At 32.1% G+C, this 15260-nt stretch carries 14 protein-coding genes and 2 tRNA genes; 7 read left to right on the forward strand and 9 right to left on the reverse strand.

Features of this window, described 5'->3' with window-relative positions; translation table 11 throughout:
• Positions 1–59 precede the first annotated feature (59 nt).
• From FHG05_RS06215 to FHG05_RS06235, 5 genes are all read right to left on the reverse strand, one after another.
• Complete coding sequence (locus tag FHG05_RS06215) at positions 60–857, reverse strand: GLPGLI family protein (protein WP_140997152.1); 798 nt, start codon at positions 855–857, stop codon at positions 60–62.
• A gap of 6 nt (positions 858–863) precedes the next feature.
• A complete protein-coding gene (locus FHG05_RS06220) occupies positions 864–1655 on the reverse strand; it encodes a GLPGLI family protein (protein WP_157504185.1) in 792 nt (263 codons plus the stop codon).
• Between the two features lie 63 nt (positions 1656–1718).
• Positions 1719–2006, reverse strand: coding sequence for a hypothetical protein (locus FHG05_RS06225; protein WP_140997154.1), 288 nt, complete (start codon positions 2004–2006; stop codon positions 1719–1721).
• Between the two features lie 158 nt (positions 2007–2164).
• Positions 2165–3178 carry a UDP-glucose 4-epimerase GalE gene (galE, locus tag FHG05_RS06230; protein ID WP_140997155.1) on the reverse strand — a complete coding sequence of 338 codons (1014 nt, stop codon included), beginning with the start codon at positions 3176–3178 and terminating at the stop codon, positions 2165–2167.
• A gap of 72 nt (positions 3179–3250) precedes the next feature.
• The gene (locus FHG05_RS06235; RefSeq protein WP_140997156.1) at positions 3251–4378 is read right to left on the reverse strand and encodes a DegT/DnrJ/EryC1/StrS family aminotransferase; all 1128 of its coding nucleotides are present in this window, start codon (positions 4376–4378) and stop codon (positions 3251–3253) included.
• 93 nt (positions 4379–4471) lie between these two features.
• On the opposite strand from FHG05_RS06235, the gene FHG05_RS06240 reads away from it, so the two are divergent.
• From FHG05_RS06240 to FHG05_RS06250, 3 genes are all read left to right on the forward strand, one after another.
• Positions 4472–5722, forward strand: a complete 1251-nt coding sequence (locus tag FHG05_RS06240; protein WP_140997157.1) for a 3-deoxy-D-manno-octulosonic acid transferase — start codon at positions 4472–4474, stop codon at positions 5720–5722.
• Between the two features lie 139 nt (positions 5723–5861).
• Positions 5862–8021: a S46 family peptidase gene (locus FHG05_RS06245; protein ID WP_140997158.1), complete on the forward strand. Its 2160-nt coding sequence runs from the start codon at positions 5862–5864 to the stop codon at positions 8019–8021.
• Between the two features lie 154 nt (positions 8022–8175).
• Positions 8176–8397 carry a hypothetical protein gene (locus FHG05_RS06250; RefSeq protein WP_140997159.1) on the forward strand — a complete coding sequence of 74 codons (222 nt, stop codon included), beginning with the start codon at positions 8176–8178 and terminating at the stop codon, positions 8395–8397.
• Positions 8398–8629: 232 nt separating this feature from the next.
• Here FHG05_RS06250 and FHG05_RS06255 read toward each other — a convergent pair whose 3' ends face one another.
• Positions 8630–8983 carry a DUF1508 domain-containing protein gene (locus FHG05_RS06255; RefSeq protein WP_140997160.1) on the reverse strand — a complete coding sequence of 118 codons (354 nt, stop codon included), beginning with the start codon at positions 8981–8983 and terminating at the stop codon, positions 8630–8632.
• A gap of 256 nt (positions 8984–9239) precedes the next feature.
• On the opposite strand from FHG05_RS06255, the gene FHG05_RS06260 reads away from it, so the two are divergent.
• The 3 genes from FHG05_RS06260 to FHG05_RS06270 are packed head-to-tail and all read left to right on the forward strand — an operon-like array spanning position 9240 to position 11496.
• The gene (locus tag FHG05_RS06260) at positions 9240–9890 is read left to right on the forward strand and encodes a hypothetical protein (RefSeq protein ID WP_140997161.1); all 651 of its coding nucleotides are present in this window, start codon (positions 9240–9242) and stop codon (positions 9888–9890) included.
• A gap of 53 nt (positions 9891–9943) precedes the next feature.
• Positions 9944–10519 (forward strand): hypothetical protein, encoded by a 576-nt coding sequence (locus FHG05_RS06265; protein WP_140997162.1) that lies wholly within the window; start codon positions 9944–9946, stop codon positions 10517–10519.
• Positions 10520–10527: 8 nt separating this feature from the next.
• Positions 10528–11496 (forward strand): HTTM domain-containing protein, encoded by a 969-nt coding sequence (locus FHG05_RS06270; protein ID WP_140997163.1) that lies wholly within the window; start codon positions 10528–10530, stop codon positions 11494–11496.
• Positions 11497–11562: 66 nt separating this feature from the next.
• Here FHG05_RS06270 and FHG05_RS06275 read toward each other — a convergent pair.
• From FHG05_RS06275 to mutS, 3 genes are all read right to left on the reverse strand, one after another.
• Positions 11563–11648, reverse strand: a tRNA-Leu gene (locus FHG05_RS06275).
• 26 nt (positions 11649–11674) lie between these two features.
• Positions 11675–11747 (reverse strand) — tRNA-Gly (locus FHG05_RS06280).
• 151 nt (positions 11748–11898) lie between these two features.
• Positions 11899–14469 (reverse strand): DNA mismatch repair protein MutS, encoded by a 2571-nt coding sequence (gene mutS, locus FHG05_RS06285; protein ID WP_140997249.1) that lies wholly within the window; start codon positions 14467–14469, stop codon positions 11899–11901.
• A 190-nt stretch (positions 14470–14659) separates the two neighbouring features.
• Here mutS and FHG05_RS06290 point away from each other — a divergent pair, with 190 nt between their 5' ends.
• Positions 14660–15187 carry an RNA methyltransferase gene (locus FHG05_RS06290; RefSeq protein ID WP_140997164.1) on the forward strand — a complete coding sequence of 176 codons (528 nt, stop codon included), beginning with the start codon at positions 14660–14662 and terminating at the stop codon, positions 15185–15187.
• The last annotated feature ends 73 nt before the right edge of the window (positions 15188–15260 follow it).

Consider the following 15260-nt stretch of genomic DNA (forward strand, 5'->3'; position numbering starts at 1 on the left):
ACTATACGATAAACAGGTAAGCAAAAGGCAAAAAATAATTTTTTTAATCATTTCTAGTTTTATTCATATACTCTTTCTCCTACTTCATAGTCCTCTATAGACTCAGGTTTACTCATTGCTATTTTATCTGGAGGATTAGGTCTACTCTTCATTTTAGAAACATGTTTTTTATCTTGCTCTAATATTTTGTCTTTAATTTGAGAGAAAGTAATTACTTTTTTATTCAAAAATGGATTGCTAATTTTTTGAGTTTCTTTTTTGAATACAATTTTAGTAGGTTCAATTAACAAAAAACCGTCTGTAGATTCTACTTTTAAAATAAACCCGGGCAATCCATCAAATTTCCAAGGACCTCCCTGATTGGCAATTTCATTTGTATAATAAGCCCAATATTCTCTACCTCTAAAAAAGGTCTTTGCTTTTTTACAGTTATAATTAGCAATATTAACTACATCAGAATCTATAATTTCCCACTTCATCAAATTAAATAAGGAATCTTTTATATTTAATAATTCTAAATTCATCCCAAGTTGTAGATTATTTATTTGAGAGTCATTTAAAAAATCCTTGTAGCAAATTTCTTTAAATAAAGTTTCTACCGTATTATTCCCTACAAAATAAAAAATGATAGAATCTTTATCAACTTTGTTAGTAATTTCATTCTTATATTTAAATTGGTTTTCGTCTTTAATATCTATTATTTTAAAAACAGAAAATTCATCATTTTGATATAGCTTAAATTTTTTATTGGTACTTGCCAAATCATTCTCTCTATTAATATAAAAATTAAAATCCACCTCAATTTTTTGAGAAAAAGCAAAATTGATAAATAAAACTAAAAACAATATTCTATTCATAAAACTTTATTCATAAACTCTTTCACCCAATCCAGTATCTTCAATCATATCAGGTTTTCCAACAACTATTCTCTCTGGAGGATTAGGCAACGACTTGGTTCTAGCAAGATATTTTTTGTCTTTTTCCAACAAAAGCTTTGACAAATCAGTGAAAAGTGTTGTTTTTTTATTTATAAAAGGATTAGGAATTTCATTAGAAGTAGTCCTAATTATTTCAACAGGTTCGATTAACAAATAGCCATCTAACGATTCAACTTTTAAAATAAAGCCAGGTAATCCATCAAATTTCCATGGACCTCCATAGTTTGCTATTTCATTTGAAAAATAAGCAATGTAATCTCTACCTCTAAAATTTGTTTTCGCTATTTTGCAATTAAATCCTCCAATCAACGTGTCTTTATTATTAATTATTTCCCAATTAAAAATATCGATTTTATCTTCAATATATATTTTTGGAGATTTCATCTCTAATCTTAAATCAGCTATAAGGAAATTCTTTTCAAAATTTTTATAAATCTGTTCTTTTTCAAAAAACAAAAAAGATTCACCATTCATTAAAAATATAACAAGAGAATCATTTTCTTTATATACACTTGCATATTCTTTATTTTTTATTTGACTAATATTTCTTATATCATCAAAAACAAAAGTGGATGCTCTTTCATTTTGAATTAATTTAAAATTTTTAATTGTAGAGACTAAATCATACGACTTATTTTGATGAAATTTAAATTTAACCTCTAAATTTTGACAAAAAACTAAATTTGAAATAAAGACTAAAAAAAATATTTTTTTCATAATTGGAATATAAAAACTCCTCCTTTTAAATAATTTCAAAAAGAGGAGCTGTATTGTTTTTTATTATAATTCTATTTGAAGAGTTTTAACAGCATCTGCTAAACAAGCGTTATTAGATCCTCCCCAACAAAAGAAACATGAATATGTATGTGTATACCATGAATCTGTAAAACCATCATAAACTGTACACGTTACAGTTTTAAATTCTTCATTTTCTTTTACGGGCTCATTCTGAACAGTAACCATTTCTTTTTTCACTGTTTCTTTTACTGGTTCTCCAGTTTTAATTTCAGTTGCATTTGCAAAAGAAATCATAGCAACAGCCATAAGGCTAAATACAATTTTTTTCATTCTAAAAAAGTTTTAATTAATAAGTTACAAACCTGAAAAAAAAACTTTTCATAGACAAATACAAAACTAGCTGTTTAACGACAAAACTTGTTTTTCAAAGAATTCTTAACAAACAAATCATTTAACACTTTATTGAATTACAAATACAATACCAAATATTAACTTCTAATTTTTTGTTCCCATTTCCAGGCACTTGCTAAAGCTTCTTCAAGAGAGAATTCCGCTTTCCAACCTAAAACAGAATTGGCTCTATCTGTATTAGCATAAGCCGCTACAACATCACCTTCTCTTCTACCTACAATTTTATAATTTAATTTTTCTCCACTTACCTTTTCAAAAGCAGTTATTACCTCTAATACTGAACTTCCAGTTCCGGTCCCTAAATTAAAAATCTCTACTTTATCTTTATTTTTATGCTGCAATAAGCGTTGTAACGCTACCACATGTGCTTTTGCCAAATCAACCACATGAATATAATCTCGAATAGCTGTTCCGTCTGGAGTAGGATAATCAGCACCATATACAGAAAGTTGTTCTCTTAAACCAATGGCAGTTTGAGTTATATAAGGTACTAAGTTTTGGGGCACACCTATTGGCAACTCCCCAATAGCAGCACTTGGATGTGCTCCAATAGGATTGAAATAGCGTAAAAGAATAGCATCAATTTCTGAAACTTTTGTAACATCTTCAATTATTTCTTCTCCGATTTGCTTGGTATTTCCATAAGGAGACATTGCTTTTTGTACAGAAGCGTTTTCAGTTATTGGCATTTGTTCTGCTTGACCATATACTGTACATGATGAACTAAAAATAAAGTGCGCTTTAGGTAGCTTTTGTAATTCTTGCAACAAATACACTAAAGTGGTTACATTATTTTCATAATATAATAATGGATTCTCAACACTTTCACCTACAGCTTTTGATGCTGCAAAATGAATGACACCTAAAATATCATTATATTTTTGAAACAATTCCTGAACCGATTTCTTATCCCGTAAATCTATTTTCTCAAAAAGCGGTTTTTTAGCTGTAATAGAAAAAATACCGTCTACAACTTGTTCCGAAGAATTAGACAAATTATCTACAACAACAACTTCAAATCCTTCATTTTGTAATTCAACAACGGTATGAGAACCTATAAAACCTAAACCTCCTGTAACTAATATCTTCATTTTTAATTATTCGATTATTCGATTGCTGGATTGTTAGATTTTCTTACTAATCTATTAATCCAAAAAACATAATTACACAAATTCTAAAACGACATCCGTAATAAACTTAATTTGTTCATCATCTAATTCGGTATGCATGGGTAACGCAATCACTTCTTCACATAATTGATTCGTTACTGGAAAATCTTCTTCTTTATAACGGGAATCAGCATACGCTTTTTGTTTATGTAAAGGAATAGGATAATAAATAGCACAAGGAATTTGTTTGTTTTGTAAGTGAGCCAATAATCCATCTCTTTTTCCATTTGTAATGCGAATTACATATTGATGGAATACATGGCAATCACAAGTATCACAAATAACTGGTACTATAATATGTTCATTTACACCTAAAGCTGCAGAATATTTTCTTGCCGCATCCTGACGTGCTTTATTATAAGCATCTAAATGCGGTAGTTTTGCTTTTAAGACTCCAGCTTGAATACTATCTAAACGAGAATTCACACCAACCACATCATGATGATAACGCTCATACATTCCATGGTTTACAATACCTCTCAGTGTATGTGCTAATGCATCATCATTGGTAAAAATAGCTCCTCCATCTCCATAACAACCTAAGTTTTTTGATGGAAAAAAAGAAGTGGCACCCACATGACCAATCGTTCCTACTTTTATTTTTTCTCCTTTTGCATTGGTATAATCCGCTCCAATGGCTTGTGCATTGTCTTCAATTACATATAAATTATGCGCGTTTGCAATTTCCATAATAGCATCCATATTGGCTGCACGTCCAAATAAATGAACGGGTACAATCGCTTTGGTTTTAGGGGTAATTGCTTTTTTAATTCCTTCTAAAGAGATGTTCATATTTGTCATATCTACATCTACTAAAACAGGTGTTAATTGTAACAAAGCAATTACTTCAACAGTAGCAGCAAAAGTAAAATCAGCAGTAATTACCTCATCACCAGGCTTTAAATCTAAACCCATCATGGCAATTTGTAAAGCATCTGTACCATTTGCACACGGGATAACATGCTTTACTCCTAAGTATTTTTCTAAATCTGCTTGAAATTGGTGAACCAAAGGTCCATTTATATAAGTATTAGTGTCTAAAACTTCCTGAATAGAAGCATCAACTTCCACTTTTATTTTTTCGTATTGACTTTTCAAGTCAACCATTTGTAATTTTTTCATTCGCATAAATTTGGTAACACAAAAGTAAGAAATTATATGCTACTTTTTCGGTTAACCAAAAAGAAACGTATTTTAGCCGTAAAATTGATATTCATGTTTTTTTTATATAATCTTCTCGTCATTTTTGCAGGCTTTTTACTAAAAATAATTGCGTTTTTTAGCCCAAAAATAAAATTATTTGTAAACGGTAGAACCACTGTTTTTGCAACTCTAAAAGAAGGAATTCAGCCTTCTGATAACGTAATTTGGTTTCATGCGGCTTCTTTGGGTGAGTATGAACAAGGATTACCAGTAATGGAAGCTGTAAAAGTAAAGTATCCACATCATAAAATCTTGCTTACTTTTTTTTCTCCATCTGGGTATGAAGTTCGAAAAAACAACACCATCGCTGACCTTACGTTGTATTTACCTTTAGACTCTCAAAAAAACGCAGTTGAATTTATCACCTTGGCACATCCTGAAATGGTCTTTTTTATCAAGTATGAATTTTGGCCTAATTATTTAAAACAATTACAGGAAAGACAAATAAAAACCTATTTAATATCTGGTATTTTTAGAGAAAAACAAGCCTTTTTTAAATGGTATGGTGGTTTTTACAGAGCTGCTCTACATAGTTTTGAGCATTTTTTTGTTCAAAATGAAAAATCAAAACAATTAATACAATCCATAGGTTTTACCAATGTTACGCTTTCAGGTGATACTCGTTTTGATCGCGTGCAAATGATTTTAGAAAGAGACAATACCTTAGATTTTATTGAACAATTTACATGGGATACCACTAAAAATGAGAAAGCTACAATTATTGTTATTGGAAGTTCTTGGCCTAAAGACGAACAATTAATTGTGAATTATATCAATCAAGCTCCAGAGAATGTAAAATTTATTATTGCGCCACACAATATTAAATCGGAACAAATTGCGCAATTGAAATCCCAAATACAACAAAAAACAATTTTATTTTCTGAGAAAGAAAATAAAAAATCTCTTTCTGAATATACGGTTTTCATTATAGACACTATTGGAATACTGACAAAGATTTATTCTTATGCCAACATCGCCTACGTAGGTGGTGGTTTTGGAAATCCTGGTGTACATAATATTTTAGAACCTGCTACTTTTGGAGTACCTATCGTTATTGGTCCTAACTACACTCATTTTGCTGAAGCCTCTGCTTTAGTTAATATAGAAGGATGCATTTCCATTTCAAATTTTGATACTTTAAAAAATGCTTTCGACTTATTACTTCAAAATGAAGACGAACGCTATGAAAAGGGGCATATTTGCAGCACATTTGTACAAATGAATCAAGGTGCTACACAAGCCATTCTTCGTTATTTGAAATAGCGCAAATAATACATAATTTCCAATTAATAATATTCCAACCTATTCTATTATTCCCTTTTAGTAGTACAAATCTGCGTGTACATTTTTTTAAAGCCATTAAAAATTACGTAAATTGCGCGCTATAATAAACCTATCAATTATGAAGTTTTTAAAATTACTGATCTTATTATTCACTATTCCTATTTTTTCTCAACAAGGAGGTATGTGGATTCCCTCTTTATTAAAAGGAATGAATGAAACCGAAATGAAGAACCTGGGCATGAAAATGACTGCGGAAGACATTTATGATGTAAACAAATCTAGTTTAAAAGATGCCATTGTACATTTTAATGGTGGCTGTACTTCTGAAATTATTTCAAACCAAGGACTTATCTTAACCAATCACCACTGTGGATATGATGCGATTCAAAGTCATTCTTCCGTAGAACATGATTATTTACAAGATGGTTTTTGGGCAAAAACTAAACAAGCTGAATTACCAAATCCAGGTATGGTGGCTACCCTTATTGTAAGTATTAATGATGTAACTACACAAGTACTAGAAGGTGTAGCTAGCCTTTCTTCAGAAGCAGAAAAACAAAAGAAAATTCAAGAAAATATAACTAAAGTACAAAATACTTTTGCTAAAGAATCTTGGCAAGAAGCTAAAATCAGAACGTTTTACGAAGGCAATCAATATATTCTTTTTGTAACGGAAACTTTTAAAGACATTCGCCTTGTGGGTGCACCTCCAAGTTCCATTGGTAAATTTGGATCAGATACCGACAACTGGGTATGGCCAAGACACACAGGTGATTTCTCTATTTTTAGAATTTACGCCAACAAAGACAATAAACCTGCTGAATATGCAACTGATAATATTCCGTATACTCCTAAACACTTCCTACCAATTTCAATTGATGGAATAAGTGAAGACGATTTTACATTAGTATTTGGTTTTCCAGGAAGAACACAAGAATATTTACCTTCATTTGCTGTAGAACAACTTGTAAACACATTAAACCCAGCAAAAATTGAAATTCGTGATGCAGCTTTAAAAGTACAAGATGGTTTCATGAGAAAGGACAAAGCTATCAAAATACAATATGCTTCTAAATATGCTAGTGTAGCCAATTACTGGAAAAAATGGATTGGTGAGAAACAAGGTTTAGAAAAATCAAATGCCCTTAAAATTAAACAAGATTTTGAAGCTGAATTTTCTAAAAGAGTTGACAAAGCAGGAAAAAGCAAAGAGTATGGAACTTTATTAAGTGATTTCAAAGAGAGTTATACTAAAATAAATGATTATGCTTTAGCACGTGATTATTTTAATGAAGTCGTTTTAAGAAATACTGAATTATTAAGTTTTGGTTTCCAACTATATCAATTGGAGCAAATTTTTAATGCTAGAGGCGAACAAGCCTTTACAGATCGTAAACAAAACGCTTTACTACGTTTTGAAGATGCCTATAAAGATTTTAATCCTACTGTAGACGAACGTGTTTTTGAACAATTAATGCGTTTATACAGTACTAAATCTCCTTTTATACCAGCAAGTTTAAAATCTGAAGACATTACCACTTTAGCTAAAACCATTTATTCAAATTCAAAGCTAACTTCTTACAAAGGGGTTCAAGAATTATTAGAAGGTGATAGTAAGGTAGTAATGGAGCAATTAAATAATGATAAAGGATATCAATTAGTAAAATTACTAGCCGATTATTATGCTGCGAATGTAGCTGGAACTTATAATGAGCTTAATTTAAAAATTAATGCTCTACAAAGAGAATATATGAAAGCACAATTGGAACTCTTTCCAGATGCGCGTTTCTTTCCAGATGCAAATAGTACACTTCGTGTTACCTATGGTAAAGTAAAAGGATACAGTCCGAGTGATGCTGTTTATTACCAACCCGTAACACACTTAGAAGGAATTATTGAAAAATACGTTCCTGGAGATTATGAGTTTGATGTACCTGCAAAACTAATTGAATTATACAACACTAAAGATTATGGCATCTATGGTGAAAACGGAAAAATGCCTGTTTGTTTTATAGGAACCAATCATACAACTGGTGGAAACTCAGGTAGTCCTGCTATTGATGCATCAGGAAATTTGATAGGATTAAATTTTGACCGCGTTTGGGAAGGTACGATGAGCGACATTCATTACGACCCTTCTATTTGTAGAAATATCATGGTAGATATTCGTTATGTTTTATTCATTGTAGACAAGTATGCGAATGCAACAAATTTGATTGAAGAAATGAAATTGGTGCATCCAAAAAATTCAACTAAGAAATCTAAGAAAAAAAGATAAGATTTTTCATTTTTTTTGGCATGTAATTTGCTCATAATGAACACCAGAGTGAAGAATAAAAATTTTTAAAAAAAAATTCAAAAAATATTTTGTCAAGTCAAAAAATTTATATCTTTGCTCCGAATTAATAATTAACCTTTTATAATTTAGTAAGATGAAAAAAGTTGTTTTAAGTTTAGCATTAGTTGCTATGATGTTCGTTTCTTGTAAAGAAAATAACGCTGAAACTCCAGCTGAAGAAACTGCTGTTGAAGCTGTTGAAGCTGTTGAGGCTACTGCAGAAGAGGCTGTTGAAGCTGTTGAAGTTGCTGCTGACTCAGCTACTACTGCTGTTGAAGAAGCTACTGAAACTCCAGCTGAAACTCCAGCTAAGTAATTAGTTGCTAACTAGCAAAAAAAATTAAGCTCCACACGGTGGAGCTTTTTTTATGCCTTATTTTTTTAAAAAGAGCATTTTATTCTTTCACACCCTTTAAAAAAAACACCCTTACTTCTTTTAAAAACGGTTTTTCCTTATAAATATGTTTTTTTTTACTAAATTAAAAAAGTAACACTGTGTAAAATAAGTGTGTAAAATTTTTACACTTTAATTTTACAAAAAAAGGAAATTATTCAAAAGTTGCAAAAATATCTTCATCCGAAGAAAAATCTAAAATTTCCGCTAAAACCCCATATTTTACAAATTCATCTATTCCTTTTTGAAGTAATAATTGCGTGGAATATTTTCTACTTACTGCGATTTGTTTATCGTCTAAAATAATACGAAAGAAAAACTTCCCATTTCCAGATCTAAACCGCATAAAAATCAACTTTTCAATACTTGCTTGTAAATGCAAAATATGCTCTTCACATTCAAAGCGCAATTCAAAACTGTTACTCGTAAAAATCGTCTTTCCTTTGCGAGAGGTTAATTCGTACTTATACTCCCCATTCAATCTTTTTGTAATCACAAAAGTCGCCATGTTTCTTGTTTGTTAATTGCAGTGTCGCAAAATACTATTTTGAAACTAACTACAAAACAATATTAAAAATAAGTTATCAAGAAAATCATCGCATTTCTATATCCTAAAATCTGTTTTTAGCTAAAAAAGGGGAAATACCCTTAATAATTTCAGGCATAAACCCCTTTCAATCAATATATTATACAATTAATTTTATGCTTTTATTGACGGAAGCCGAAAAGTCAACAATAGAGTAGGCAATTAAAAAAATAAAAACATGAAACTAAAAACAATCAGCTTAATTGCATGTCTTGCTTTGGGTGTATTTATACTCTCACAATGCAAGCCAAGGAAATCATTATTGTATAATGAAGCAGGAAATTATTTGGTTGATGGAAATTTCCTCATCCAAAGTACAAAAGAAATCTCCTCTGGAGATATTGAAAAGTTACTAGCGTTAAACAAAGAGTATGCAGGTCAAATTAAAGGAAAAGCTTTTCTATCTTATTTAGTAAACACACAACAAATTCAGTTTATCCAAAGAATTCAAAACTTAGATCGAATATCTAGAATTCAAAGAATCAACTTTATTCACAAAGGATGTTTTGAAACCGCACAAATCGACTGGTCTCAATTTGGTGATTTAAAAAGTCAATTAGACGAAATTTTAAACAAATACAACCCCACTTTGATAAACGGCAATGTAGCAATTACTAATAATCAAATTGCAACAAAAGCGGTTAGAATGAGTGACAAAGACATTAATACGTTATCAAAACTAAGTGTTTATGGTCTTGATGACGCTAATATTTGTGGCGATTTTATGGGAGTAAATAAATATTCTAGAGTTTTATTCCGAGTGAACAATGTAGCTCCAGATAAAGAATTACAAACACGTTTAGAAGGCGTTATTCAACAATACCGTTAAACACAAGACAAGACTGATTTACTATTGGTCTTGTCTTTTTAAAATGTACTATAATGAAAAAGAAACTACAACTGCTTGGCGTTTTTACTGTTCTTTTCTTGGTTCTCACTGTTGGCTTAAAAGGAACACTTGATGGGTATTATGGCTTTTATTATGCTGAAAAAGAATACAACAAACCCGTTATATACACTCTTTCAGAAGAAATCATCAAACTAAAACCGGTCAGTATTTTTTTATCCTATACAGGTTTTGATACAGGATATAGTTTTTTTGCACCCAATGTAGCTAGTGATTTTGTTTTGTTATTCGAATTAAAAGATGCCAAAGGCAATGTCATTGAAAATAAAATTATGCCTGCTTTTAAAAACAAAGAAAGCATTACGCGCTACACTTCGGTATACAATATGTTTTTAGACAAAATATCCGCTGAAGGAGGAAACCTAAAAGACAATAAATACCAACAATATTTAGATATTATCGTGAAACAAATTGCAGTTTCTGTAAAAAATGAAAATCCAGCTACCAAGACCATAACCGCACGATTATATTTATACCATTACCCTGATTTAAAAAGCTATAAAAAAGGAGAAAAATCAGAACAACTAATTCTTATAGGCGAATATAAATAAATTTCAAAATGAAAAAACTATCCAAAATCTATTCTAAAATCGAACATTTTTTCTTTGCTCCCTCAATCAATCATGAGTTTCTATTGTTTTTCAGAGTGGCAGCAGGAATAATTATACTATTACACTTCATATCTATTTTTAGTGATTTCGACCAATTCTTTTCAAGTAAAAGTATAATTCCTATGGATATTATGGCTACTTTTAATCAAGATTGGCAACTTACCTTCCCAGTGGTTATACAACAATTAGAAACTATCGGAATTTCTGAAGCCACTACTATTGGGTTAACCAAAATAACTTATATTACCTTAGGAATCGCTATTATCCTTGGTTGCTACTCTAGAATTAGCGCATGCTTACTCCTATTCATCCAAATACTATTAATGAAAGGTAGTAGCTTTTTTATTTATGGTGCTGATTTTTTCACCAGTATGTCGCTCTTCTATTTGATTTTATTTCCTTCAGATACCGTTTTTTCAATACGAAATCTATTCCGTACCAAGCAAAAGAAACAGACTCACTATATGCCTGTGAAGCGTCTTTTTCAAATTCATGTTAGCATCGCTTATTTCTTTTCCGGTTTTGATAAATTATTAGGATTTAATTGGTGGAATGGTGAATCGATATGGAAAGCCATAAATTTACCTTATGCCAACCGCGATTTTAGTTTTGATTTTAGTTGGTTGGCAGACCATAGTTTTATTCTAGTACTTATCGGTTGGTCTACCATAGTAATAGAAATGTGCTATCCTATATTTGTATGGATTCCAAAAACCCGAAAATTATGGGTTATTTTAACCATTTCCATGCACATCGGAATCGCTTTAGTTTTAAATTTATATTACTTTTCTGCGATTATGATTGTTTGGAATTTAACCAATTTTTATTTTGAGGAAAATACGAGCTTAGTTACTGACAAGAAAATGATTGTACACGCTCTATTTCCCCATAAAAAGAACGTTTTTAAGCTACGATAACAAACTCCTATAAGAGAAAAACTAGTAGAAACAAAAAAAGCTCCTAACAAAGTTAGAAGCTTTTTGTACTCAAGGCGGGACTTGAACCCGCACGAACATTACTGTTCACTGGATTTTAAGTCCAGCGTGTCTACCAATTCCACCACTCGAGCAAAAATATTTTTATTTGGTAGTGTTGAGCGAAAAACGGGGTTCGAACCCGCGACCTCAACCTTGGCAAGGTTGCGCTCTACCAACTGAGCTATTTTCGCGTTTGCGTCTTTTTAAGAACTTTAGCAACACTCACTCTTGTTCCGTATTGCGAGTGCAAATATAGTACATATTTTATATTCTGCAAGTACTTTTGGTAAAAAAAATTAAAGTTTTTTATAACCATTTGGTAACGAATACCTTATTTTTAAATTATTTTTTCGTTAACATCCTTTTTATCTCGTTTAACTTCATTAAAGCTTCAACAGGAGTTAACGTATTGATGTCGATATTTAAAATTTCATCTTTAATTTCTTCCAATAAAGGATCGTCTAAATTAAAAATACTCAATTGCATTTCGGCTTCTTTTTCTAATTTGGTTCCGTTTAAGGCATCACCTGAATGTTCTTTTTCTAATTTCTTTAATAACTTTTGTGCTTTTTGAATTACCACTTGTGGCATTCCCGCCATTTTCGCCACATGAATACCAAAACTATGCGCGCTTCCTCCTTTAACCAATTTACGAATAAATAAAACCGTATCTTTTAATTCTTTAACCGAAACATTAAAATTCTGAATGCGTTCAAAAATCGCTTCCATTTCATTCAATTCGTGGTAATGAGTTGCAAAAAGCGTTTTCGGTTTGTTGGGATGTTCGTGTAAATATTCAGAAATCGCCCATGCAATCGAAATTCCGTCATAAGTAGAAGTTCCTCTACCAATTTCGTCCAATAAGACCAAACTTCTATCCGAAATGTTATTCAAGATTGAAGCGGTTTCGTTCATTTCCACCATAAAGGTCGATTCGCCCATAGAAATATTATCACTAGCTCCTACTCTAGTAAAAATCTTATCTACAATACCCATACGTACACTTTCTGCAGGCACAAAGCTTCCCATTTGGGCCAACAACACAATCAGAGCGGTTTGTCTTAATATGGCCGATTTACCCGACATATTCGGCCCTGTAATCATAATGATTTGTTGGCTTACATTATCTAAGAAAACATCATTGGAAATATAAGGCACTCCTACGGGCAATTGTTTTTCAATCACAGGGTGTCTTCCTTCCTTAATTTCTAAATCGTAACTGTCATCGATTATAGGTTGTACATATTTATGTTCTATGGCCAATTGGGTAAACGAATTCAAACAATCCAACTGTGCAATTAAATTGGCATTGTGTTGCACAGGTTTAATATAGGTTGCCATCCAGTTGACCAATTGTTCAAACAACTGACTTTCCAATTGCTGAATTTTATCTTCTGCACCTAAAATTTTACTTTCGTATTCTTTAAGCTCCTCCGTAATATAACGCTCCGCATTTACTAGCGTTTGCTTTCTAATCCAATCGGCTGGAACTTTATCTTTATGGGTATTTCGAACTTCTATATAATAACCAAACACATTATTAAACGACACTTTTAAAGAAGAAATTCCTGTTTTCTCACTTTCTCTCACTTCTAAATCTTCTAAATAGCCTTTCCCTTTGGAAGAAATGGCTCTTAATTCGTCTAATTCTGCATGTACTCCTGTCGCAATCGCATTTCCTTTATTCACATGTACTGGTGCCTCTGGATTTAAGGTCGTTTGAATTTTTTCACGCAACAATTCGCAGGCATGCAAACTATCGCCTATCGCTTTTAAGGCTTCATTCTTACTTTGCAAAGCTACTTCCTTTATTGGAATAATAGCGTTCAAAGAATCGTTCAAGTACACCACTTCTCTTGGAGAAACTTTCCCTGTTGCCACTTTAGAAATCAAACGCTCTAAATCGGTAATTTGCTTAATTTGGTACTGAATCTTTTGTAAGGTTTCCGTATTTTCTTTTAAATATGCCACCACTTCATGACGACTTTGAATGCGCGCAGCATCTTTAAGCGGTAAAGCCAACCAACGTTTCAGCAAACGCGACCCCATAGGCGACAAGGTTTTATCAATCACATCTAAAAGCGTTACTGCATTTACATTGGTTGAATGATACAATTCCAGATTGCGAATGGTAAAACGATCCATCCACACGTAGGCATCTTCTGCAATACGCTGAATGTTTGTAATATGTTGAATTTTATTATGTTGGGTTTCCGATAAATAATACAGAATCGCACCCGACGCCACAATACCTTCTTGTAATTCTTCTATACCATACCCTTTTAGGGAATTGGTTTGAAAATGCTTGGTTAAGGTATCCATCGCATAATCTTCCTTGTACACCCAATCTTCTAGAAAAAAGGAATGCAAATCATCACCGAAAACTTCTTTAAATTGAGTCTTGTGATGCTTTGGCACTAAAACTTCACTAGGATTAAAATTTTGCAAGAGTTTGTCGATGTATTCCTCATTCCCTTGTGCGGTTAAAAACTCACCCGTTGAAACATCTAGAAAGGCAATTCCTAGGTTCTTTTTACCAAAGTGTACCGATGCCAAAAAGTTATTGGATTTCGCTTGCAGTACCTCATCATTCATGGCTACTCCTGGTGTTACTAATTCGGTAACCCCTCGCTTCACAATGGTTTTGGTCATTTTTGGATCTTCTAATTGATCACAAATAGCTACTCGAAGTCCTGCCTTAACTAATTTAGGCAAATAGGTATTTAAAGAATGGTGAGGAAAACCCGCTAAAGCAGTTTCGCTATCAGAACCCGCTCCCCTTTTGGTTAGCGTAATTCCTAAAATTCCAGCCGAACGAACAGCATCTTCTCCAAAGGTTTCGTAAAAATCACCTACACGAAACAACAAACAAGCATCGGGATATTTGCGTTTGATTTCATTGTATTGCTTCATTAAAGGAGTTTCCTTTTTCTCTTTTCCCTTTGCCGCGGTATCCGATGATGTTTTAGCCACTGTCTGTATTTTTTTAATAAGTGCGAAGTTACAAAAATCGACAGCACTGACAATATGTATTTCAAAAACATACACCACATTAAATCTTTAAACTATTTTAAACTTTTAAACTAAAAGCTATCTTTGCCCTATGAGAAAATTAGCCAACGCAGAACTAGAGCGATTAGACAAAGAAGGCTTTAAAGAAGCAGAGAAAACACCGCTCATTTTAGTATTAGACGACATTCGAAGTTTACATAACATTGGTTCGGTATTTAGAACGGCCGATGCCTTTTTAGTAGAAAAAATTTATTTATGTGGTATTACTGCCGTGCCACCCAATAAAGAAATTCATAAAACCGCTTTGGGGGCAACTGAAACGGTAGCTTGGGAATATGCCAAAGACGTATTAGAAGTGGTAGATCGCTTACACCAAGAACAAGTTGTGGTGCATTCTATTGAGCAAACTGAAAACTCGATTATGCTGAACGATTTTAAAGTGGATGCTACTAAAAAATATGCGTTAATTTTTGGAAACGAAGTAAAAGGGGTGGCTCAAGAAGCAATTAATAAAAGTGATGGGGTTATTGAAATTCCTCAACTAGGCACCAAGCATTCTTTAAACATTTCGGTGAGTGCCGGAATTGTGGTTTGGGATTTGTTTCAAAAGATGCAGTAGAAAAAGAGAAAAGAAAAAAGAAACAAGAAACAAGAAACAAGAAACAAGAAAAAAAGGAAGCCTTTCTTTTTAA

The organism is Flavobacterium profundi (assembly GCF_006491645.1).
Classification (GTDB): Bacteria; Bacteroidota; Bacteroidia; order Flavobacteriales; family Flavobacteriaceae; genus Flavobacterium; species Flavobacterium profundi.